Here is a 23,487-nt window from a genome sequence, read left to right as displayed (position 1 = left end):
AGCATGTAAATACAACAACTGGGATTCAATAAATTGCAAATAAAAAACATTGCAACCCACTGGAAATGAATTCATATTACTTCTAAAAATAAATACTACTATTACCGATTATCCATAATCATTAGCGAATAGTACTGATTGATATTTATTTAATTTTTTTTAAAAATTAGATTAAACAAAAAAGATAAATTTGGGGTTTATCAATTTTAATACTTTACTTATTTGTCATGTTTTTTATTCTCTTTATTTGGTTTTAAGATGTTAATAATTCTTTTGATGGTTATTTTATATATTTTGATTAACAGGTTTAAATGTATTTTGTGCTTACCATATCTACCTCTACCAGAGATTTCTGGCAGAGATAAATAAATTACTAATACTCATAGGTAACATACTAAATACTAACTCAAACCAAACTTTAAATTAATTTTTTAAGACTTGCATAAACAGATAGTTCAACATCTGCATGGTCTTTTGTATTGCACTGCTCTATTAAATTTTTCAGATCATCTGTTTTCAATGTTGATTTGTTATCAAGAACAAGTAACAGTGCCTGCGATGCGTCATTTAATTTTTTAGATAATGGCAAGATTGATTGTACTAAAGGCGCATTTACACTTAACTCTGCCAGGCCTTTATTTACAGCAATCCATTTATTGAAAAAGGCAACTAGCTTTGCTTTATTTTCAGGTGTTTTATTGGCTAAATATTGTGTTACTGCATCATCAAAAGCTAAAGAATCTTTAGCATCCGGTGTACAGGCATCAGCAAAAAGGGTTAGTGGAGAATACATTTGATATTCGGTTCCGCCTTTATTACGCGTATATCCTTTTAATGGCTCACAAACATTTGAAAATTCGTTTAATGATTTAATATTTTGATTGTTCGAAATATTTCTCAATATCACCGCTTTATTACGAATGTGTGTCAAGCCTAATTCTTCTAATCTAAATGAAACCACTTCAAGACGTTTGCGCATACTGGCTACATCTGTAATATCTTCTGCTGACCAAAGCCTTTCAGCAATTGCTGCTGTTCTTGGCCAAAGTCTTGAATCTATTGTTGTAGATGTAGTAAGTTCTGTCCACATTGTAGCTTCTCCGCCCAGAATTCTTGCTTTTTCATCTGCAGTTAAATTTGCTCCTTTTGGCATTGGATCATTTAAGTAATGACTTGCAATTGGATACATCAAATCAATATAATATCCGTTTGACAAAACAGTTTTATATCCTTTTTTTACTGCATCTACTAATGATTGCCCTGCAACAACTCCTTCATTAGGACCTCTCCAGGAATGAATTATAGCATCTTTTGACATGTTTTTTGTCAAAATTTCTTCCCATCCCATTAATTGTTTACCATGTTTTTTAAGCATTGGTACTAATTGCATCGTAAAATAAGTCTGCAATTCATGGTTAGTTGCTAATTTATTTTTCTTTTTAAATTCCTGAATTTTTGGGTTTGCATCCCAGTCTTTACCTTCATTTTCATCGCCCCCGATATGAAAGTAAGCGCCTGGGAATAATGGACAAACCTCATCAAAAATTTCACTTAATAATTGATAAGTTTTAGGATTTGAAGGATCTAATGTTGGCGAAAAAATGCCTGCATTTCTTTCAATTCCATAGGTGGCAATTGCCGTACCCTGAATATTTTTTTCAGAAGTCCCTCCTGTCAATGTAATCACCTTGCTTCCTATTTCCGGGTAAGCAGTAAGTATGGCAGATCCATGACCCGGAACATCTATTTCCGGAACTATCAAAATACCGCGCTCATCAGCATATTTTACGATATTTCTAATTTCTTCTTGTGTATAGTACATTCCATCTGAAGCTAATTCTATCAGTTTTGGATGTTTTTTCATTTCGATTCTCCATCCCTGATCGTCTACTAAATGCCAGTGAAAAACATTCATTTTCATGGCAGCCAAGGCATCAATGTTTCTTTTAATAACATCTACTGGTTGAAAATGTCTTGAAGCATCGATCATTAAACCTCTCCAGGTAAATCTTGGAAAATCAGAAACTTTTGAGTTTGGAAAATAAAAAGAACTGTTATTGTTTTGTAACATTTGCAATAACGTTTCAAGGCCGTGAAGTGCGCCTAAATCGCTTGTTGCATTAATGGTGATTTGGTTTTGTTTGATATCTAAATGGTAACTTTCATCTTCATATAAGCCAATTTTTCCGCTTTTATCACAGTTAATCTGAAGTGTAGCATCAGGAACTTCATTTAGTTTTGTAATAAAACCCTGTTCGAAAAAAATACCGGTTCTACCATCTAAGCGACGCAAAAAACGAGTTACCCCACCAAAAATTCTTGGATTAGGGTTTCCGGTAATGTTTACTTTAAATTTTTTGTTTAAAGCAAAATTTCCGTCGTTTAAAACAACACTTTGAGGCCAGGGCATAAGATTAAGCTGCTCTTTTTGAATTTGAGCACTAGAAGTTACACCTGCTAATAGTAGGACTAATAAATATTTCATTTTTACTGTTTTTGAAAAGATGTTACCCTGAGATAACAGTATTAAATAATAAGAAACAAAACTCAGAATGACCTCTATTGAACCCTCACTATCCTGATGATATCAATCTGAATTTTGTAATGTGATTCGCTCTCACCCGAATCTTAATTTTTTATTCTAGTAATCAAAACGTTTAAAGGCTTCGATTGCTTCGTATTCTGCCAATCCTAAATCATCGTATAAAATGGCAGTGTTTTTGTTACGGTCTTCGGCTCTCACCCAGAATTCCCTGGAGTCATTTCCCTGAAACATTACCCTGTCTTTTTGGGACTGGTGGTATAAAATTGCGTGACGTTTCAAGAGTACTTCTGATGGGGAAAGCGGAACGGCCATGTCAATTTCGTGAATGTCCCATTCATGCCACGCACCTCTATAAAGCCATAACCAGCAATCATCCATGTATTTCTCTGGTTTTAATTGTTTCATGGCAGCAAAAATTGCATTCAGGCAAACTTCATGTGTTCCGTGCGGATCTGCCAGATCTCCTGCTGCAAATACCTGATGTGGTTTTATTTTGGCGATAATATCCTTTACAATGGCAATATCTTCTGGCCCTAAAGGATTCTTTTTTACCTGTCCGGTTTCGTAAAACGGAAGATCCAAAAAGTGGGTATTCTCATCTTTCAGTCCAATATATCTTGTAGCTGCATAAGATTCCCTTCTTCTTATCAGTCCTTTTAGTTTTCTCACTTCAAGAGAATCAATCTGGTTTTCTGATTTGTTATTCAAAAATTCAATTACCGATGCAAAGTTGATTTGTGTTGCAGCGTCGCCAACAAAGTCTTTGGCAACCTCAGCAAATTTTAATGCCTCGTCGTCTGTAACGGCTATATTTCCGGAGGTTTGATATACAACATGTACATCATGGCCCTGTTTTATCAATTTTGAAAAAGTTCCTCCCATAGAAATCACATCATCATCAGGATGCGGACTAAATAGGATCACTCGTTTTTTTGCAGGATTGGCTCTTTCGGGACGATGCGAATCATCTGTATTGGGTTTTCCGCCCGGCCATCCTGTGATGGTATGCTGCAGTACATTGAACATATTGATGTTCAGATCATAAGCAGAACCTTCCTGCGCCAAAAGATCAGACATTCCGTTGTTGTTGTAATCACGGTCTGTTAATTTTAAGATCGACTGTTTTGTTTTTTGGCACAACCAAACAATCGCTTTGCTTTTTAATTCCTGTGTCCAGATGCATTCTCCTACCAACCACGGTGTTTTAAAACGTGTTAATTCTGATGCTGCAGACTGGTCCAATACAAAGGTTGCATTGGCATGATTTTGTAAAAATGTAGCCGGAACTTCTGAACTGATATCGCCCTGAATGGTTCTCTTGATGATATCGGCTTTGTTTTGTCCCCAGGCCATAAGTACGATTCTCTTTGATCTCATAATGGTAGAAACTCCCATCGTGATGGCTCTTTTGGGAACGTTATCGATTCCGTTAAAGTCTGATGAGGCGTCTACTCTTGTAATGTGGTCCAGTGTAATGATTCGGGTTCCTGAATTGATGTGCGATCCCGGTTCGTTGAAACCTACGTGACCCGTACGGCCAATTCCCAGTAACTGAAAATCTAGTCCACCGGCGTTTTTAATATTCATTTCATAGTCGATGCAATATTGGTTGAGTTCCTCAATGGCAACGGTTCCGTCGGGAACATTCACGTTCTCGGGCTTGATGTCGATATGGTTAAAAAGGTGCTGGTGCATGAAATAATGATAGCTCTGATTGTTCTCCCTGCTCATTGGATAATATTCATCCAGATTAAAAGTGACCACATTGCTAAAACTAAGGCCTTCTTCTTTGTGCATTCTCACTAATTCCTCATAAACTTTTATAGGAGAAGAACCTGTGGCTAAACCCAATACGCAAGATTTTCCTTTCTCTTGTTTAGATCTAATTAATTGCGCGATTTCCTGCGCTACAATTACTGAAGCTTCTGCTGAATTTTTGAAGATTTCATTGTGGATTTTCTCAAATCTGGTCTCTTCAAATTTTCCCGCGCTTTTATAGCTGATATCAGGTTTTATTTCTAAAGCACTTTTCATTTCTTTTTTCTTTTTTGTATTTACAATTTTGGTTTTTGAAATGGTATAAGCAATTTGCACTGCTTATACCATTTACTAACCAAACTTAAATTCTTATATTCTTTGATATTTATTTTTAGAAATTTGGAGCATTCACATCCCACCAAAGTCTGGTTCCTCCTGTATCAGGACCTCCTAATTTAGCTACTCCAGTTGCTACACCTTCTTTGTTGTTTGCAATCTCAGACTGTACAAAGTTGATTCTTCTTGGACCAAGTGGTGTAGAAATTTTTCCTCCACTGTTATTTACAAGTACTGGAAATAATTTTGGGTAACCTGTTCTTCTGTAATCAGACCATGCTTCTTGTCCTTCAGGAAAACCTGCAATCCATTTTTGAGTAATAATTTTTTGCAATTTTACTTCATTAGTTGCAGCTGCATCCCAGGCAATTGTAACATTATTAACCGGTGCAGCATTATTTACAGGAAAATTAGGATCTGTGTATGCTACTGGCAATTTAACATTATCTGCTGAATAGGCAGCAGCTCCGGAAACGCCTCTTTGATCAAATGAAGCCTGAATACCTAATTTATATAGTGATTCAGCATCGCTTCCCATATTCCAACCTCTTAAAGCTCCTTCAGCTCTTAAAAAATAAGCTTCGGCAGTTGTAAATAAATAAATTTCTTTTGATTTTACGACAGCTCCAATTCCTGAAAAATCCTGGTGATCTCCTTTTCCTCCAATCGTAATACCGGTACGAACTCCTTTGTATTGTCCCGGAAATTGAGTCGATGTATCAAAATAAGCTGCTATTCTAGGATCTTCATATCCTTTTAAGATAGACTCCATATCTGCAGACATGCGAATATCCAACCATGAACCACTAATTGTAGCAATAGGATTTGTAAAGTCCGGAGATACAATTTTAAACGCATCTCCATTTGTAGTCATTACTCCAAATTTTTGTGCAATTGCTTTTTCAGCCTGAGCTTTGGCGATATCTGGTTTTATTTTTACAATACGCATTGCTAATCTTAAACGCAATGTATTAGCAAATTTTACCCATTGTTTATAATCTCCTTTGTAACCTGATAAATCTGTAGCGGCAAAAGCTGTAGCTTCACCTGCATCAACTCTTTTTGTTAATTCAGTAACTGCAATATCAAGTTCAGAAAACATTTGGTTATAAACTTCTTCTTGAGAATCGTAAGGTATTGGTGCTTCTTTACCGTATTGAGAATAAATAATTGGCCCAAAAATATCTGTAAGTCTGTGCATTCCTTCTACTTTCAAAATAAGAGAAAGTGCATAAAACTGATCGTATTTTCCTTTTGCTTTATTTGCAATATCATATGCATTAAACATTACGTTAGGATATGCATTACTCCATATAGCAACGTTCCATGGGTCAATTAAATCGTAAGTCGTATTATTACTTCCTCCTCTAAATCCAGTTGGGGTAGCCATATAACCTGACCAAATATCTGCATTTAAGTTTTGTTGCAGCTGGTATTGATCTTCTCTTTGATTACCTAATACCTGAATATTATTAAACATTGGAGCAAATCCTCCTTTGATGTGATTAAAGTCTTGTGCTAACTGCTCCTGACTAAAACCATTAGGATTAGTATTAATATCCTCAAAATTATCTGTACAACCTACTGCAGCAAGTAATGAAATACAGACAGCTGTTGTTTTTATATTTTTTAATTTCATTTTTTTTGAATTTAGAAAGTTACATTTAAATTAAGACCGACACTTCTAGTAGATGGTAAACCATAGATATCAACACCTTGCAATCCTTCTCCTGTACTTAATGCAATATTTGGATCAAAAGGAGCGTCTTTATAAATAAAGAATAAGTTTCTGGCAATTAAAGAGATACTAGCTGTTTGAAAAACAGGAAGTTTTTTAGGATTAAAAGTATATCCTATAGAAATCTCTCTTACACTTACGTTTGTACCACTGTAAACATATTCTCCGGTAATTCCGTCTCTTCCTCCAACTGTTTTGTAATATTGTTTGGCATCCATTGTAGTAACTGGTGTTCCATCAGGCATAACAGCGTTGATTGCAACTCCACCAGCATTTCTGGCATCGCCTGTAGCTTTTGATACTCCAAAATAATCGTTTTGAGCCTGAGTCATACTCATAACTTCACCACCAAAACGTCCGTCAACTAATACATTTGCGAAGAATGCTCCTAATTTAAAAGAGTTAGAAAAACCTAACATAAAATCAGGATTTGCATTTCCTACTTCAACAAAACCTGAACCATTATTTTGAATGTTTCCGTCTGAATTTAATAAAATTCTACCTTGAGCATCTCTTAAAATAGTTTTACCCATAATAGCTCCAAATGGTCTTCCTTCTATTAATGAATATTGGTAATTATTAACTCCAGGATCTGTAAGGTTAACCACTTTTCCTAATGAATCAGGAAGTTCTTTTACCTTATTTCTATTTTGAGAAAAGTTTACAGATGAATCCCATGTAAATTTATCGCCTCTAACAATTCCAGCATTTAATACGATCTCAAAACCTTTATTTTCGATACTTCCTGCATTAAATCCGTAATATTTAACTCCTTCTGGATTTCCTTCAGGAGCAATAACTTGTAAATATTGATTTTTAGTTTCAGAACTGTAGTATGAAATTTCAAAACCTAATCTGTTGTTAAACATTCTCCACTCAGTACCAAATTCGTACTCTGATTTTAATTCTGGTTTTAAAGTAGTTCCGCTTTGTACACCAACCTGAGGTTGTGCAGGAAGTCCTGGAAGGAAATAATTTACCGGAGTAGTAACAAAAGCATTAATATCGTTACCAACCTCTGCATAAGTTCCACGAACTTTAGCAAAACTGATGAATTCCGGCATTGTAAACATTTCACTAAGAATTCCTGTTACCCCTACTGAAGGATAAAAGTAAGATGGACTATCTGTATTAACTAATGTAGAAGACCAGTCATTTCTAGCTGCTAAATCTAAATATAACATTTCTTTGTATCCAAAAGTTGTAGTTGCAAATACAGATTGTACTTCTCTTTTAGAACCAATTGTTTGATAATTTCCTGTGTTATTTACAAAGTTATGAAGTGTAAACCAGTTAGTAAGTGTTAATCCACCTCCGATTCCAGAATCTAAAATTGTTTTTTGATTTGTTAACGTATTAGTTATACTTGTACCAATGTTAGCATTGAAAGTGAAATCATCAGAGAACCTTGTATTGATTGTAGCAATTAAATCTCCGTAACGTTGTGTGCTATATGAATTTTCGTTGATGTAACGACCATTTGCATGAGAAAGTGTTCCTTGAGTTGTAGCAAATATTTTTTTATCAAATTCGCTGTCAATTCTATTATAGCTATATCTTGAAGCAATTGTTAACCAATTGTTAGCTTTGTAAGAAGCTGTAATTGCACCATTAAAGAAGTTATTTTTATCTTCAGATTTATTTCTGTTAATAGCCCAATATGGGTTTTGCATAATATCTCTGTTTGTCATCCAGTTTTGAGCCATTAAATTTCTGTTTGGATCAAAAACTTCAAAATTGTCTTTGTAAGCATTAAAGTCGTTTCCTCTTGGCATTAAATAAACTCCTGTCAACGGGTTAAAATAAAGTCCGTTAACTGGTTTGTTTATTATTGATTGAGTTGTATAATTTGCGTTTACTCCAAGTGTTAATTTATCATCTAAGAACTTAGCACTTTGACGAATACCAAAGTTATTTTTCTTGATACTGTTTCCTGGCATAATTCCTGTTCCTGATGTATTAGCATAAGATAATGCTGTAGAAGAATTTGCTGATGCAGTAGAATATCCTAAAGATGTAATTTGTGTCGTTCCTGTATTAAAGAAATCTTTTACGTGATCTTTTGATTTTTGTTTATTTCCCCAAGTTTCATCTTCTCCAGCATTAGCAATGTAATCAGATTGAAATTCTGGTAAATAAGCTGCTGTATCAAAAGTAGTTACAGATGATGCTGAAATATTTCCTTTTCCTTCTTTGGCTTTTTTAGACGAAAGTAAAATTACTCCGTTTGCTCCCTGAGAACCATACAATACAGAAGCTGCTGCTCCTTTAAGAACCGTCATTCCTTCATAATCATCAGGATTAATCAAAGACACGACATCTCCACCATCACGATTACCTCCTGATAAACTACCAAATGTATCATTTGGCTGTCCTGATCCGGAGTTTAGCATAGGTATACCATCAATAACATACAAAGGTTGGTTATTTGTTACAGAAGAATTTCCACGAATAACAACTTTAGTAGATCCACCAGTACCTCCAGAACTTTTTGTTACGGCAACACCGGCAATTTTACCGGCAATTGTATTGATAACGTTTGCATCTTTTACACGAGTTAACTCTTCTCCTTTAAGTTCCTGAGCTGCGTATGTCAAAGATTTTCTGGTTTTCTTGATACCTAATGAAGTTACAACAACTTCATTTAATGCATTAGATGCACCTTGTTGCATTTTTACGTTAATCGTTGCAGCATCTCCTACAACTATAGATTGTGTTTCAAGACCTACATACGTAAAAACTAAAGTTTGTCCTTTTTGTGCTTCAATTGTGTACAAACCATCAAAATCGGTAGTAGTACCTTTTTGACCTCCTTGCACTGCAACAGATGCCCCTGGTAACGGCATCCCATCAGAATCTGTAATCACACCTTTGACATTTTTTACTTGTGCAAGGGAAACTTGCGCCGTAAAAACAATCATAAAGATTAAGAAAATTTTTTTCATGTTTATTTATTTTGTTAGTTATGGTGTAAATTTATTCTTAAGGGATTGTTAAAAAAAATAATTTATACAAACGACTATAAATTTTAAACCAACGACATAAAACAATCAACAATGCGTTTCACGAAAACGTTTTCCCATTAATGTATTTATTGATTTCCTTCTATTTATTAGATTTATATGCATAGATTTTACTTATTTAATAAAAAATCCTCATTTGCACCAAACGTTTAATTATCTGATATTTACATAGAAATTATACTAAAGAACCATTGATATTCCTTAATTAAAAACAAATAACAACTCACATCTTTTTGTTTTAACAAAACCTTGTGATTTATAAAAATCCCTTTTTAACAGTTTGTTTTTTGAATTACTCTTTTTAAAATTTTAAGTTTAATTTTAAGTTGAAAGTATTCAATCTGAGAAAAGTTGAAGTTATTTTAAAAAAAGCATACCTGATAAGGCTTTATTTTCTATCAAAATTTTAATTTAAAACTTAATTGTTTTAATCTTAATCAGAATGAAAATAGCACCTTATCAGGCATGCTTGCAAATAGAATTTATTTTTTAGTTGGCATCCCACCAAACTTTATTCAGCCAGTCATTTTTTCCGCCCATTCTTGATAAGGCTTCTAAATAGTTCTTCTCATTTTTCTGCATCTCATCATTTGGATAATACAAACGTGTTGGCGTTATACCTCCAGTTTCAGAATCCGGATTTGTTATTGGAACTAATTTTGGAAATCCTGTTCTTCTCCAGTTCGAATATGCTTCTATACTATTAAAGATGTAGGTTATCCAAAGTTGTGTTGCAATTTGCTCTTTTTCTTGTCCTGCAATCAAAGGTTTAGCATTCAAATAGGTATTTATATTTGCCTGACTTGCAGCTTCTGCACCATAAATTTCTAATTGCTTTATACCAGCTTCTACTCCTTTTTTATAATAATCTGCCGCAGAACCTGAAACCCAGCCTCTAAATGCAGCTTCTGCAAGTAACAATTGTGTTTCTGAATAACTTACATGTAAAAAAGGTGTTGTTTTTTTCTTAAAATAAGATTGTATTCCCGAAGTTGAGCTTGCTCCCATTGGAACTTCCCATTGAAAAAGTCCCGGCTTAACGCCTTCATAAAGTATTTCTCCCGGTTGTATTGCCCCGCCGTAAGTAATACTGCTTGTTGTTTTAGGAGTTGCATACATCGTTAATCTTGGATCTCCGTTATCTCTTAAATAATTAATTACCAAAGTACTAAAGTGATCTCCATTTTCGTTCCCATTAAGAGCATATGCCAGACCATTTCCTCTAAAATCTATAGAAGCAGGATCATCATTAAAAGTAGCATCTAAGTGTTTCATGATACAGTTATCAGCATTACTTTCAAAAACCCCGGCTTGTAAAGCAGCTTTTACCTGCTTTTCAGCTTCAGCAGGTTTTACTTCAGAAATTCTCATTCCTAAACGTAACCTTAAGGTGTTCGCTAATTTTTTCCATTTAGCAATATCACCATTATAGAACAAATCACCTTTTACGGTTCCGCCACCTGGATTTAATTGATTCTGGGCTTCTTCTAAGTCTTTAAAAAATGAAGCATAAATATCTTCCTGCTTATCATATTTAGGCGTTACTATAGCTTTCGAGAAACCTAATCCCGCCTCAGAATACGGAATATCACCATAAATATCAGTCATACGCTGTGCTACCATCACTTTCATGATTTTACCTACAGCATTCATATTTACTGCTTTTGGATCTCCAGTTGTTTTTTCAAGGATATCTACAACATTTTTCAATTCATTTTGATAACCGTTTCTCCACAAAGCGGTTGCATATCCATCATCTTTTTTGAATTTGCTGCCAAACTCTGTTACGTTCCAGGCTCCTGCATAATGTTGTACAAAACCTCCTGAATAAATTAAATTGGTTCTCCATTGATAGAATCCGTCACCGGACATACACAATTGAGTAAACGTAAGTTGTCCTGCCGGATTTGCGGTCAATGCCACCGGATCTTTTTCCAGTGCATCAAAATTTTCGGTACAGCCTACTGCAGTAAACAAAGTCAGTATGGCTATTATTATTTGTTTAAATTTCATAATTTCTTTTTTTAGAATGCAACTTTAATATTAAAACCATACGATTTTCTAAATGGCAATGAACCATATTCAAATCCTTGCCCGTTTCCGGATGTATACATAGACTCGGGATCAATATTTGGAAGATCTTTATTAAAAGTCAATAAATTTCTGGCGAATGCTGAAACATAGATTGAGTTTATTTTCGCTCCGCCAAAAACGCTTTTCGGTATGGTATAACCCAAACTAATCTCTCTTAATTTCACATATGAAGCATCATAAACAAATGGTGCCGGACTGTTATTGAATACCGTATTCCAATAATCCTGAGGATTAACAGGAGTTGTATTTTTTACATAAACCGGATTATCAGCTGTTCCTGTATTTACGACACCTTCTGCAACATAACCCGCTGTAGGTACCCATGTAGACTGGCTAAAATTAGGATCAGTCGCAATTGCAGTCGCTCTTGCATGATTATAAGCATCTCTGCCTTCTGTGGTTACATCCAAAAGTCCTTTTGTTGCAGCTAGAGAATTTGTCATGGAATACACATCCATACCAAATTTCATATCAATTAAGAATTGAAGCGTAATCCCTTTATAGGTAAATCTATTTGTTAAACCAGCCGCCCAATCCGGAAGTCCTTTTCCTAATGCTACTTTTTCATCTGTAAAAAGAGGTAAACCATTTGCACCAACAACTTTTTCGCCGGCTTCATTTCTTAAGAAATCTCTACCCATAATTGTTCCGTATTGACCACCAACCTGAGCTACAATAGCAGCTCCGGCCCAACGAGCTTCAGAAATAGTATAGGTATCAATATCCGGATGTAAAGAAAGAATTGAGTTTTTATTTTTTGAGTAGTTCAAGTCAATTCCCCATTCAAAATCCTTGGTTTTTATTGGAGATCCTGATAAAAATATCTCTATACCTTCATTACGCAATTTACCGGCATTTACAGAAATAAATTCATATCCTGATGTTGCAGATGAAGGTAAATCGAGTGTTTGATCAGATGTATCTTCTCGATAAACCGTAATATCAGCTTTTAATCTATTTTTAAAGAAAGCTGTTTCAAGTCCAAATTCGATTCCTGTTTTTGACTGATATGTCAAATCAGGATTTGGTGCTGCAGAATTTTTGATGTTTACAACACTTTGCCCATTATAAGAAGCAAACGTAGTATAGTTTAATGCATTTTTATAAGCTCCCGGAGCATTAGAAACTTCAGCCCATGATCCTCTCAGTTTACCATAAGAAAAAGAATCACTCTGAATACCAAAAGCATCTGAGAATATAAACCCTAACGAAGCTGCAGGATAAAAAGCATCTTTATTTATAACGCTAAACCAGTCATTTCTTCCTGTAAATTCAGCATATAAATATCCTTTATAATCAAATTTTGCCGCTCCATATACAGAATTTGTTCTGGTTTTAGTTTCAACAGGCGCATTTTCTGTCTGATTTACAAAGTTGCTGATATATTCTGTTCCTGGCTCAATAATTTTAGTTCCAAATCTTGAGTTTTGTTCTCTTCTGAAATCTCTTCTGCTGGCTCCTAAAATTCCTGAAAAAGTAAAATCTGTTGCTAATTTAATATCACTGAAAGTGGCGATTAAATCCGTATTCATTTCAGATACATTAATATTATTCAACCCCAAATATCCTTCATCACGTCCTGGCCACGTACTTCCTGCTGCCATAAAATCTTTTGCACTAAAAGCATAAGTATCAATACCGGTTCTTAAAGTTAATGCTACCCATTTTTTTAACTGATAAGTTCCTGTAACATTACCAATAAAACGGTTTTTCTTAGAGGAATTATGGTTTTCTTCAGTTGTAAAATAAGGGTTCAGTAAATACACATTACTGTTCCATGGATAAATTTCGCCTGTTTCTTCATTTTTATAATTCTTTAACCAGGCCTGATCAATATTTGGAGCCAATCCGCTTAAAGAATATCCAATATTATTAGGAGAATCTCCTAAACCCGGTCTGTTTTCAGTAACTTCAGAAATATAATTTACATTAGAATCCAAAGTAAATTTATCTGATTTTAAAGTAGCATTTAAACTGGCGTCATTTCTTTCTAAACCTGATCCCGGAATAACATCGTCATTATTTAGATTATTATAGCCAAAACGTACAAAAGCATTTTCGCTCCCTCCGGAAACTGCGACACCATTTGTTGTAGTAAATCCCGTTCTGAAAAAATCCTGGATGTTATTTTCAACTCTGGCATAAGGTTTCATCGATCCATCAAATATTTTAACTTGCTGTCCTAACGTTTCAGAAAATTTAGGTCCCCAGGCATTTGTTGTATATCCATAAATCTCAGTAGGAGCTTTTGAAGGATCCGGTAAAGCACCATTTGATCCTGTACCATATTCATTTTGAAAATCTGAATATTTAGCATTTACACGATCAAAACTCACTCCGCTTGTAAGTTCAACCTGAAGTTTTCCTTTAGTTCCTTTTTTAGTTGTAATCAAAATTACACCATTTAAGGCTCTTGAACCATATAAAGCAGCAGCTGCCGCTCCTTTAAGTACAGTAAGACTTTCAATATTATTTGGGTTGATTCCGGAAATTCCATCTCCATTATCACGTCCGTCAAACCATTTGCTTGTTGCAGCACTATCATTAGACAAGCCGCCATTATCAATAGGAATTCCATCTACAATATAAAGCGGCTGGTTACTCTCGCCTATACTTGATATCCCTCTAATAATAACTCTCGTACTACCAGCAACTCCTGTTGCCGGTATCGAAACATCGACTCCTGCTACTCTGCCCGAAAGTGCTGTAGTTACATTCGTGGTAATTACTTTATTCAATTGGTCTCCTTTTACATCCTGAACGGCATACCCCAATTCTTTCTTCTGTCTCTTAATACCTAAAGCAGTAACTACAACTTCGTTCAAATTTTGTGCATCTTCCGTCAGCACAACATTTATTGTCGCAGAACCTGCAACAGTTACGACTTTAGTTTTAATTCCTATGTACGAAAAAACAAGCACATCACCTGTAGATGCTTGTATCGTATACATTCCGTCATAATCAGATTGGGTTGCCGTTTTTGTGCCTTGAATAACAATACTTACTCCAGGCAGTGGCAATCCGTTTTGATCGCTTACTAAACCCTTGATTGTTTTTACTTGTGCAATCGAAAACTGCGCAGTAAAAACAAACATAAAGATTAACATAATTTGTTTCATTTTATCATGGTTTTGTTGGTTAAGCGATAAATCTATTGTTAAAATTAACATAAATAAAACATTTTAAACAAACAACACAAAACCTTAAACGAACGACGCAAAACATTCAATAATACGTTTTACGAAAACGATATCCTCTAAAAATAATTTAATTTTAATCTTTTTTCTCAAAATTTTCTTCAAAAGAATTGTGTTTTAGCCAGTAATTGTTTAAAGTTGCACAATAATTACTGGCAAGAAGCCAATAACAATAAATCCTTAATTAAAGTTGACTGAAATTCAAAAATTAAAATTTGATATTAAACTTAAAAATCATGTTTGGTTTTGGGGCAGCTACTTCACTCTTAACTTTTTACGCTGGGGAGCTTACTTTAATGATTATCCATATTCGTTTAAATCAAACTTAATTGAGTTCTCTTTGCACATTCCTCTTGTCTATTTTAATCTTTTTGTTTTAGTACCCCGTTTTGTACTTAAACAAAAATATATTCAATATACATTTTCATTAATAGTAAGTCTTTTTGGAATTTACTTATTAAAAACAGCCCTTACCTATTATATTATATCAGAAAACATCTGGCCTGAAGCAAACAGAGAATACCACCCTTTTGAAATTAATCATATTGTGGCAGTTTGCATTGGAGAATTGTATGTTCTCGCCATGGCTTCATCTGTTTATCTGACATTGACGTGGTTAAGAGAACGTGAAAGAAACCGGTCATTAAGGGAAAATCAGTTTAAAATAAAATTGAAATATCTGGAGAATCAAATTCAGCCTCATTTCTTTTTTAATACTTTAAACAATCTGTATGCATTATCATTAGAATCCTCTGATAAGGTTCCGGATGTAATTATAAAACTATCAAATTTGATGGAATATGTTTTATATGATGTAAAAGGAACCAAATTTGTTCCATTAATAAAAGAGATCGATTACATTCAAAATTATATCGAAATTGAGAAGTTACGCTTTGAAAACGTTGAAGTTACGATCAACTTAGAATCAAATATTGAAGATATCGTTGTACCGCCCTTAATATTCATATCATTAGTCGAAAATGCCTTTAAACATGGAGGTGTTAACAATAATAACTTAAAAATTAAGATCAATTGTAAAGTTACAGACAATAAAATGTTAGATTTTGAAATCTTAAATAATTTTGTAAATTCACAAAATCTTAATACTAAAGGCGGAATTGGTTTAGTTAATACCAAGAAAAGATTAAAATTAATTTACAAAAGTGATTTCAGTTTAAAACATAAAACGAAATTAAATTACTATATAATCCGTTTGCAAATACCTATTAATAATGAAGATTAAATGCGTGTTGATTGATGATGAGCCATTAGCAATCAAAGTCCTGCAAAATTATTTTACAAATTTTACAGACTTTGAAGTCATTGGTACATTCAATAATTCTCTGGAAGCGCTTGATTTTATAAACAGTACTCCTGTTGACGCCGTATTTTTAGACATCAACATGCCTATGATGACCGGTTTTGAACTCATTAGTTTAATCGAAAACAAAACCAAAGTTATCATTACTACTGCTTTTAGGGAATTTGCTGCCGAAAGTTATGATCTTGATGTTTTAGATTATTTAGTAAAACCAATTCCTTTACCACGATTTATAAAATGCATTAATAAAATCACAACCGAATACAATTTAAAAAACAATATCAAGGTCGAAACCACAAAAGGAGATTCTCATATTTTTATCAAAGTCGATAAAAAAATGATGAAAATTAATATCGAAGAAATTTTATTTGTTGAAGGAATGAAGGAATATATCAAAGTTGTTACTCCTGATAAAACCTACATTACCCATAAATCATTGACTTCATTATCTGAAGAATTGCCTTCAGATCGCTTTTTAAGAATTCATAAATCATACGTGATTGCACTAAATAAGGTAAAATCGATCGAAGGAAACCGCATTCAGATCCAATCTTATACCATTCCTATTGGCAGAAATTACAGTAAAGAGGTGAAAAACAAAATACTTGAATAAATTCTTATTCACAATTTCATTTTATAACTCAGTAAAAATTAACACATTGTTGAAAAAATGATGCCGTTGGTTTAAATTTAACATTATTTGTGCCTTTTTATTTTTTTTTGATATACTTAACAAATATATTTACGGTCTTCAAAAAACAATAAAATAAAAAATTAACCTCTTAAATTATGAGTTCAGAAAATGTTCAAACCAAATGGGGACAGTTTATCTCTTTGATAATTGTTTTCTTCTTTTGGGGTTTTGTTGGTTCAGCCAATGATATCCTGATTCCAGTATTCAAAAAAGTATTCACATTATCACAAGTACAATCCCAATTAGTAGCCTGGGCATTTTATGCTGCGTACTTTGTAGGATCTATGATATTCTTTTTAGTTTCCTTAAAATTAGATGTTTTACAAAAATTCGGATACAAAAAAACACTTTCTGCCGGTTTACTTCTTTCTGCAGTTGGTTCATTTTTATTTATTCCCGCTGCAACAATGGAAAGTTTTCCTTTTTTCTTAACTGCTTTATTTACAGTAGGACTAGGATTTTCAATTCAACAAATCGTTGCCAATCCGTTAGCTATTAAAATGGGAAGCCCTGCAACAGGAGCGCACCGTTTAACATTAGCCGGAGGTATAAACTCATTTGGAACAACAATTGGAGCTATCCTTTTAGGAATTGCTTTGTTTGGAATGGGAGATAACAAAAACACATCACTTTCATTAGAAGATATAAAACTGCCTTTTATTATTCTTGGACTTGCATTTATTGCTGTAGCCATTTTCATGAACTTCTCTAAAATCGAAGATCCTGCAAAAGAAGAGGAAGAAGTAGTTAAGGTAGCACATGAAAAATTCAACATACTAGATTATCCACAATTATATCTGGGAATGTTAGGAATCTTTATCTATGTTGGAACTGAGGTTACAATTATCAGTAATTTACCGGCTTTGCTTCATACAGCAGAATTTGGAAACGTTTTAGAAGACGCCATTGCACCATTCATTGCCTTATATTGGGGAAGTTTAATGATTGGTCGCTGGAATGGTGGAGTTAACGTTTTCAATACTTCAAATCTGGTTAATACAGCATTGAAATTTATCGTTCCTGCAGTAGCATTTGGAGTAATTATTGGAGCTAACATTTTTGCTGCTCATGATGTTTCTGCATTCTATATCTACCCAATCTGGATCTTATTATTTATAGCTGTAAGTTTTGTAGGTGGTAAAAACGCCGGAAAAACGCTAATGCTTTTTGGAATATCAGGTTTATTAATGATGGTTGCAGGATTAGTTTGTCCAAGTCCTGACATTGCTAAATTCTTCTTTATCTCAGGAGGTTTATTCTTATCTATCATGTGGCCGTCTATATTTGATTTAGCGATTGCTGGTTTAGGTAAAAACACAGGAAAAGCATCTTCATTCTTAATCATGATGATTCTTGGTGGTGGAGTAATTCCATTGATTCAGGGAAGTATTTGTGATATCGATTTAACAAGCCCAGGAGGAATATTTGGAATCACGTGGACACACTTCTCTTACATTGTTCCATTACTTGGTTTTGCTTATTTAGGATTCTATGGTTTCTATTGCCCTAAAATATTAAAAAGACAAGGTATAAATCACGTTGAAGGCGGCGGAGGAGGTCACTAAGCCATAACATAAAAACAATAAAAAAATCCCAAATTCTAATCGATAAATTAGAATTTGGGATTTTTTTTATTGCCATAAATTTTCAAACCTGAAAACTTCTAAATGCAACTTTGCACCTTCTATTTAGCATTTATAATATTACTGAGATTCTTTTTAAAAACCTCTTTATTTTTCGCGGATAAGGTATAAACAACATCTTTATCAGCATGAACAATAACTTTAACTATATTCGCTTCTAAAAGCGCTTTTGGATCTTTTATTTTCAATGTACAAGCGCCATCAAAAAAGCCATCATCTTCAATAATCTTTTTAGCTTCGATAATCGTTCCGTCACTTAATACGGCTGAGATAGTCATTGTTTTATTCAGCGTTTTCGAATAAAAACCATCCATGACCAACATTAACCGATATGAATTTTTCATTTCCGTGCCTTTAAACTCATGACGTGTAATATTGTAGCGCAAACCTTTAGCAAGAGATTGAAACTGCACAGAACAATCCAGTTCATAAGTAGCAACATCTCCCGCTTCATTTACACTTGTCAATACTTTAGCCTGAGCATTTAACGTAATGTTTACTGCCAAAAACGCGAAAATCAAAATAACTTTTTTCATATGTCATTATTTTTGAGACATATAAAGATAAAAAAAATCGCCATCTTTCTTACAAAAATGGCGATTTTAATTATTTATCTAAAGTAAACTACTTGTTACCTTTTTCGAAATCAGCTACAAACTGAGCCAATCCAATATCTGTTAACGGGTGTTTCAACAATCCGTAAATTGCAGAAAGAGGCCCAGTCATAACATCAGCACCAATTTTAGCACAATTTACAATATGCATTGTGTGACGTACTGAAGCAGCCAAAATTTGAGTCTCATAACCATAGTTATCATAAATAGATCTAATTTCTTCGATCAAATTTAAACCATCTGTAGAAACATCATCCAAACGACCAATAAAAGGAGAAACGTAAGTAGCTCCTGCTTTTGCAGCCAATAAAGCCTGACCTGCAGAAAACACAAGCGTTACATTAGTTTTGATTCCTTTATCAGAGAAATATTTTGCAGCCATTACACCTTCTTTTGTCATAGGTAATTTAACTACGATTTGCTCATGCAATTCAGCCAATTCTTCACCTTCTTTGATCATTCCATCAAAATCCAGCGCATTTACTTCAGCACTAACATCTCCTTCAACAAGATTACAAATGTCAACATAATGCTTTAAGATATTGTTTTTTCCGGTAATACCTTCTTTCGCCATCAATGACGGATTAGTTGTTACACCATCTAAAACACCTAAAGCTTGTGCTTCTTTAATCTGAGCTAAATTAGCTGTGTCAATAAAAAATTTCATAATTATATCTATTTAATTGTGTTCTTACTTTGGGCGTGTCCCAAGGGCCGGGCTTTCGGCTTTATCTTTTGTTCCGTTCCACTTCACAAAAGGATACCACCTCTATCCCTCACGCAAATTCGGTGCAAAATTACAATTTATAATTTCCATAAAATAAAAAACTAAAAAAATAATTCTAAATATCACAAATTCATCCTTATAAAAACATTTATATAAAAGCTAATTTTATTTTTGTATTTTTAAAAAATTAAAATTTCCCCAAAAAAAGTGCTAGAAGATCATTTCAAACAAGATATAATTAACATTGAGAACATTACAATTGTTCCTACTTTACTTAACGTTATTTGTCAGACTACCGGAATGGGTTTTGCGGCTATAGCAAGAGTTACAGACGATAGATGGATTACTTGCAGCGTTCAGGACAATGTTCATTTTGGCTTAAAGCCGGGAGACGAATTACAATTAAAAACCACAATCTGCGACGATATTAGAAAAAACTTAAGAGCAGTAATTATTGATAACGTAAGCGAAGATCCGGAATACCACAACCATCATACACCTGCAATGTATAAACTGCAGAGTTATATTTCTGTCCCAATTATACGTAAGGACGGTAGCTTCTTTGGAACATTATGCGCTATTGACCCAAAACCAAATAGCCTGAAGGAATTTAAAGTCCGCGAAATGTTCAATTTATTTGCAGACCTTATCGCATTTCACCTAACTGCAATTGAACAGGAAACAGAGAACGAAATAGCTTTAAAAGAAAAAAACAACCTCTTAAAGAAAACAGAAGTTGAAAAAAAGGAAATTCAAAAATTAAATTCGGATATAGAGAAAAAACTTCTTCAGAAAAATATTTCACTTGAAAAAATGAACAGCGAATTAGAAGCCTTCAACTATATTTCAAGTCACGATCTTCAGGAACCTTTGCGTAAAATTCAGCTTTTTACAGATACAATCGAACGTGAAGAAGCGGATAATTTATCTGAAAAAGGAAAAACTGCATTTCATAAAATCAAAATGTCAGCATATCGAATGCAAAACCTGATTAGTGATCTTTTAATTTATTCCAAGACAAAATTTGACGACAGAAAATTTGAATTAAAAGACTTAAATCAAATAGCCAAAGATGTCATTGAAGACCTTACAGATGAATTTGATAATAAAAATGTAGTTTTTGATATACAACCATTAGGAAAACTGTCTGTAATTGAATTTCAATTTAGACAATTACTATATAATCTAATCAGCAATTCATTGAAATTTGCAAGTCCTGACCGAGATTTAATCATAACAGTAGCAGCAAAAATAACAAATGGAGAGCTCGAAAAGCTTTCTCCGCTTACCAAATATTACAAAATAACGATTTCTGATAATGGTATTGGATTTGATCAGCAGTACAACGAAAAGATATTTGGTCTCTTTCAGGCCCTACATACAAAACCACTTAAAAGTACCGGAATTGGACTTACAATAGTAAAACGAATTGTAGAAAACCACAACGGTTTTATTAAGGCAGAAGGAATTTTAAATCAAGGAGCAAAATTTGAAATTTTTATTCCTGTAGAATAATTTCAAATTTTGCTCCAGTCAAATTATTATAATTTATAATGATTCATTAGCATCTTCTCATAAACTTTATCTGGAAGAGCGCGCTTTAATACAATTGAAAATTTTTGCATAAAAGCCCCTACTTTATAATGCACATTTGGCTTTTTTTGCTGCATAATTTTATAAACCGCTTCAGCCATTTCATTTGGATTACTTCCTGCATCAACATGTTCATTCATTGTCGAAAGCGTTTCTCCATATACTTTTTCATAAGCAGAACCAGGTATAACCGGCGCATGATAACGCCCTGACGCAATATTTGTTGCAAAATCTCCCGGCGCTACATTTGTAATTTCAATTCCAAATGATTTTACCTCCATACGCAACGCTTCCGTAATTAATTCTAAAGCTCCTTTTGAAGCCGAATAAACACTACGATATGGCAAACCCATATAACCGGCAATCGAGGTAATATTAATAATCAAGCCTGATTTTTGTTCTCTCATTTGCGGCAGAACCGCTTTCATAACTTCAATTGGCCCAAAAAAATTGGTTTCAAAATTATTCTTGATTTCTTCTGTTGGAATTTCTTCAAGAGGTCCTGTAATTCCAACACCTGCATTATTAATTACAACATCTAATCGGCCAGAATTAGCAATAATTTTATTCACAGCAGCCTTTATAGAGTCTGCATTTCGAACATCTAAAGCCACTAACGGAAAAATTGAATTAAGAACTTTTTCAGGATTTCTGCTCGTTCCATATACTAAGAAACCTTTTTTATGTAAAAATTCTCCAATTGATTTTCCAATCCCTGAAGATCCTCCGGTAATTAAAACGACTTTATTCATTGTGACAGTTATGAGTTTTGAGTTATGAGTTGGTTATTGAGGAAAATTTTCAACCTCCTACCAATCACTTTTAACTTTACGAAGTTCCAAAAATAAAAAAATCCTCCATAAGGAAGACTACTTTTAAATTAATTCTAAAAAAAAATCCCGAAACATCGGGAATAAAAAAATGGCAAGCGACCTACATCGCACCGCTCAACCACGTACCCTTGCTATGTTCCCATCCTGGGGGAGTCTGCAGGAGCTGGTCGTGTAGGACTTGCCGGTGCAAATATACAATCTTTTTATATTTTTGCAAGACCTTTGTTGCTATAAAAATATCGTCGTATATTGGCTTATTCAAATTTTTAACTATGAAAAAATATAACTTCCTAACTGTCATTTTATTAGGAATCACATTAATTGGATGTGGAGATACAAAAAAAGGTGAAAATTCTTTGTTTACTATCGATGATTCTGCTTTTCCGGCACATTTTACACAAGAAAAAGCAGTTTCTATTGGAATTTTAAACCCTAATTCGAAAGAAATCGACAGCATTGTTTACTTCGTTAACGATAAAAAAGTGGGAAGCATAAAAGGTGCTGAAAAATTTAATTTTGCATTAAAAGATCAAAGACTAGGATATCAATATATAAAAGCTACAGTTTATTTTGGATCTGATTCATCTGATGCTACCAAACGAATCGAATTAGTTTCGAATATAGAACCAAAATTATTAAAGTATAAAGTTGTCAATACATATGCTCACGATAAAAAATCTTTTACAGAAGGTTTTGAATTTTACAATGATACTTTATACGAAAGTACCGGACAAGAAGGCGCTTCATTTATAAAAAAATATGATTATAAAACAGGAAAAATTTTCAAACAAATTGATCTTGACAAACAATATTTTGGAGAAGGAATCACCTTTATAAATGGCAAATTGTTTCAACTGACTTATAAAAACAAAAAAGGCTTTATCTATAATGCAAAAACATTAAAACTGGAAAAAACCTTTGATTTTGAAAAAGATATTGAAGGCTGGGGAATGACAAATGATGGAAAACATATTTATCAAACTGACGGAACTGAAAAAATTTGGAAAGTAGATCCGCAAACTCAAAAAATGGTTGATTATATTAATGTTTATTCAGGGGCTTCAAAAATTAAATCTATCAATGAACTGGAATGGATTAACGGAAAAATCTATACCAATGTTTGGTTTAAAGATGCTATTGCTGTCGTAAATCCAGCAAATGGAGCAGTTGAAGGAATTTTAAATCTGTCAGAGCTACGTAAATCCATGAATGATATTACAACTGATGATGTTTTAAATGGAATCGCATACAATTCTAAAACCAAAACCATTTTTGTAACTGGTAAAAACTGGAGCAAAATGTTCGAAATTACGGTTTCAGAATAAAAATACAAAAAAAACAAAAACACGAATTTCACAGATTTCACGGATT

At 33.6% G+C, this 23,487-nt stretch carries 14 protein-coding genes and 1 other RNA gene; 5 read left to right on the top strand and 10 right to left on the bottom strand.

What is annotated here, in order from left to right; genetic code table 11:
* Window positions 1-418 precede the first annotated feature (418 nt).
* The 6 genes from RC62_RS14915 to RC62_RS14890 all read right to left on the bottom strand — a co-directional run bounded on the left by RC62_RS14915 (window position 419) and on the right by RC62_RS14890 (window position 14,664).
* On the bottom strand, window positions 419-2,485 hold the full coding sequence (locus RC62_RS14915) for a beta-N-acetylhexosaminidase (RefSeq protein ID WP_055096536.1): 2,067 nt from the start codon (window positions 2,483-2,485) through the stop codon (window positions 419-421).
* A gap of 156 nt (window positions 2,486-2,641) precedes the next feature.
* Window positions 2,642-4,579, bottom strand: a complete 1,938-nt coding sequence (gene nagB / locus RC62_RS14910; RefSeq protein WP_055096746.1) for a glucosamine-6-phosphate deaminase — start codon at window positions 4,577-4,579, stop codon at window positions 2,642-2,644.
* Between the two features lie 115 nt (window positions 4,580-4,694).
* Entirely contained in the window at window positions 4,695-6,278 is a 1,584-nt protein-coding gene (locus RC62_RS14905; protein ID WP_055096534.1) for a RagB/SusD family nutrient uptake outer membrane protein, read from the bottom strand.
* 11 nt (window positions 6,279-6,289) lie between these two features.
* On the bottom strand, window positions 6,290-9,322 hold the full coding sequence (locus RC62_RS14900) for a SusC/RagA family TonB-linked outer membrane protein (protein WP_055096532.1): 3,033 nt from the start codon (window positions 9,320-9,322) through the stop codon (window positions 6,290-6,292).
* Window positions 9,323-9,889: 567 nt separating this feature from the next.
* Complete coding sequence (locus RC62_RS14895) at window positions 9,890-11,413, bottom strand: SusD/RagB family nutrient-binding outer membrane lipoprotein (RefSeq protein WP_055096530.1); 1,524 nt, start codon at window positions 11,411-11,413, stop codon at window positions 9,890-9,892.
* An 11-nt stretch (window positions 11,414-11,424) separates the two neighbouring features.
* Window positions 11,425-14,664 carry a SusC/RagA family TonB-linked outer membrane protein gene (locus RC62_RS14890; protein ID WP_055096528.1) on the bottom strand — a complete coding sequence of 1,080 codons (3,240 nt, stop codon included), beginning with the start codon at window positions 14,662-14,664 and terminating at the stop codon, window positions 11,425-11,427.
* A 217-nt stretch (window positions 14,665-14,881) separates the two neighbouring features.
* Here RC62_RS14890 and RC62_RS14885 point away from each other — a divergent pair, with 217 nt between their 5' ends.
* From RC62_RS14885 to RC62_RS14875, 3 genes are all read left to right on the top strand, one after another.
* Entirely contained in the window at window positions 14,882-15,934 is a 1,053-nt protein-coding gene (locus RC62_RS14885) for a sensor histidine kinase (protein ID WP_055096526.1), read from the top strand.
* The gene (locus RC62_RS14880) at window positions 15,924-16,625 is read left to right on the top strand and encodes a LytR/AlgR family response regulator transcription factor (protein ID WP_055096524.1); all 702 of its coding nucleotides are present in this window, start codon (window positions 15,924-15,926) and stop codon (window positions 16,623-16,625) included. The genes RC62_RS14885 and RC62_RS14880 overlap by 11 nt, the downstream gene beginning before the upstream one ends.
* 176 nt (window positions 16,626-16,801) lie before the next feature.
* Entirely contained in the window at window positions 16,802-18,271 is a 1,470-nt protein-coding gene (locus tag RC62_RS14875) for an MFS transporter (RefSeq protein WP_055096523.1), read from the top strand.
* 119 nt (window positions 18,272-18,390) lie between these two features.
* Here RC62_RS14875 and RC62_RS14870 read toward each other — a convergent pair whose 3' ends face one another.
* Both RC62_RS14870 and fsa read right to left on the bottom strand, forming a co-directional pair.
* Entirely contained in the window at window positions 18,391-18,885 is a 495-nt protein-coding gene (locus tag RC62_RS14870) for a hypothetical protein (protein WP_055096521.1), read from the bottom strand.
* 88 nt (window positions 18,886-18,973) lie between these two features.
* Window positions 18,974-19,630, bottom strand: coding sequence for a fructose-6-phosphate aldolase (fsa, locus tag RC62_RS14865; protein WP_055096519.1), 657 nt, complete (start codon window positions 19,628-19,630; stop codon window positions 18,974-18,976).
* Between the two features lie 267 nt (window positions 19,631-19,897).
* On the opposite strand from fsa, the gene RC62_RS14860 reads away from it, so the two are divergent.
* Window positions 19,898-21,205: an ATP-binding protein gene (locus tag RC62_RS14860; protein WP_055096517.1), complete on the top strand. Its 1,308-nt coding sequence runs from the start codon at window positions 19,898-19,900 to the stop codon at window positions 21,203-21,205.
* 26 nt (window positions 21,206-21,231) lie between these two features.
* Here the strand turns inward: RC62_RS14860 and RC62_RS14855 are convergent, their stop codons facing one another.
* Together RC62_RS14855 and ffs are read right to left on the bottom strand one after the other, a co-directional pair.
* The gene (locus RC62_RS14855; RefSeq protein ID WP_055096515.1) at window positions 21,232-22,035 is read right to left on the bottom strand and encodes an SDR family oxidoreductase; all 804 of its coding nucleotides are present in this window, start codon (window positions 22,033-22,035) and stop codon (window positions 21,232-21,234) included.
* A 167-nt stretch (window positions 22,036-22,202) separates the two neighbouring features.
* Window positions 22,203-22,300, bottom strand: an RNA gene (gene ffs, locus RC62_RS22780) — signal recognition particle sRNA small type.
* Between the two features lie 88 nt (window positions 22,301-22,388).
* On the opposite strand from ffs, the gene RC62_RS14845 reads away from it, so the two are divergent.
* On the top strand, window positions 22,389-23,441 hold the full coding sequence (locus RC62_RS14845; protein WP_055096510.1) for a glutaminyl-peptide cyclotransferase: 1,053 nt from the start codon (window positions 22,389-22,391) through the stop codon (window positions 23,439-23,441).
* Window positions 23,442-23,487 lie beyond the last annotated feature (46 nt).

The organism is Flavobacterium aquidurense, from assembly GCF_001404985.1.
Lineage (GTDB): Bacteria > Bacteroidota > Bacteroidia > Flavobacteriales > Flavobacteriaceae > Flavobacterium > Flavobacterium aquidurense_B.
The sequence above is the reverse complement of the archived record's forward strand: the minus strand, read 5'-3'. Positions and strand labels throughout refer to the sequence as shown.

Bases quoted from the DNA above. Each gene is read 5' to 3' on its own strand.
- RC62_RS14890 (WP_055096528.1), bottom strand. From the start codon at position 14,664: ATGTTAATTTTAACAATAGATTTATCGCTTAACCAACAAAACCATGAT.
- RC62_RS14905 (WP_055096534.1), bottom strand. From the start codon at position 6,278: ATGAAATTAAAAAATATAAAAACAACAGCTGTCTGTATTTCATTACTT.
- RC62_RS14855 (WP_055096515.1), bottom strand. From the start codon at position 22,035: ATGAATAAAGTCGTTTTAATTACCGGAGGATCTTCAGGGATTGGAAAA.
- nagB (WP_055096746.1), bottom strand. From the start codon at position 4,579: ATGAAAAGTGCTTTAGAAATAAAACCTGATATCAGCTATAAAAGCGCG.
- RC62_RS14870 (WP_055096521.1), bottom strand. From the start codon at position 18,885: ATGAAAAAAGTTATTTTGATTTTCGCGTTTTTGGCAGTAAACATTACG.
- RC62_RS14900 (WP_055096532.1), bottom strand. From the start codon at position 9,322: ATGAAAAAAATTTTCTTAATCTTTATGATTGTTTTTACGGCGCAAGTT.
- RC62_RS14880 (WP_055096524.1), top strand. From the start codon at position 15,924: ATGAAGATTAAATGCGTGTTGATTGATGATGAGCCATTAGCAATCAAA.
- RC62_RS14895 (WP_055096530.1), bottom strand. From the start codon at position 11,413: ATGAAATTTAAACAAATAATAATAGCCATACTGACTTTGTTTACTGCA.
- RC62_RS14875 (WP_055096523.1), top strand. From the start codon at position 16,802: ATGAGTTCAGAAAATGTTCAAACCAAATGGGGACAGTTTATCTCTTTG.
- fsa (WP_055096519.1), bottom strand. From the start codon at position 19,630: ATGAAATTTTTTATTGACACAGCTAATTTAGCTCAGATTAAAGAAGCA.
- RC62_RS14845 (WP_055096510.1), top strand. From the start codon at position 22,389: ATGAAAAAATATAACTTCCTAACTGTCATTTTATTAGGAATCACATTA.
- RC62_RS14915 (WP_055096536.1), bottom strand. From the start codon at position 2,485: ATGAAATATTTATTAGTCCTACTATTAGCAGGTGTAACTTCTAGTGCT.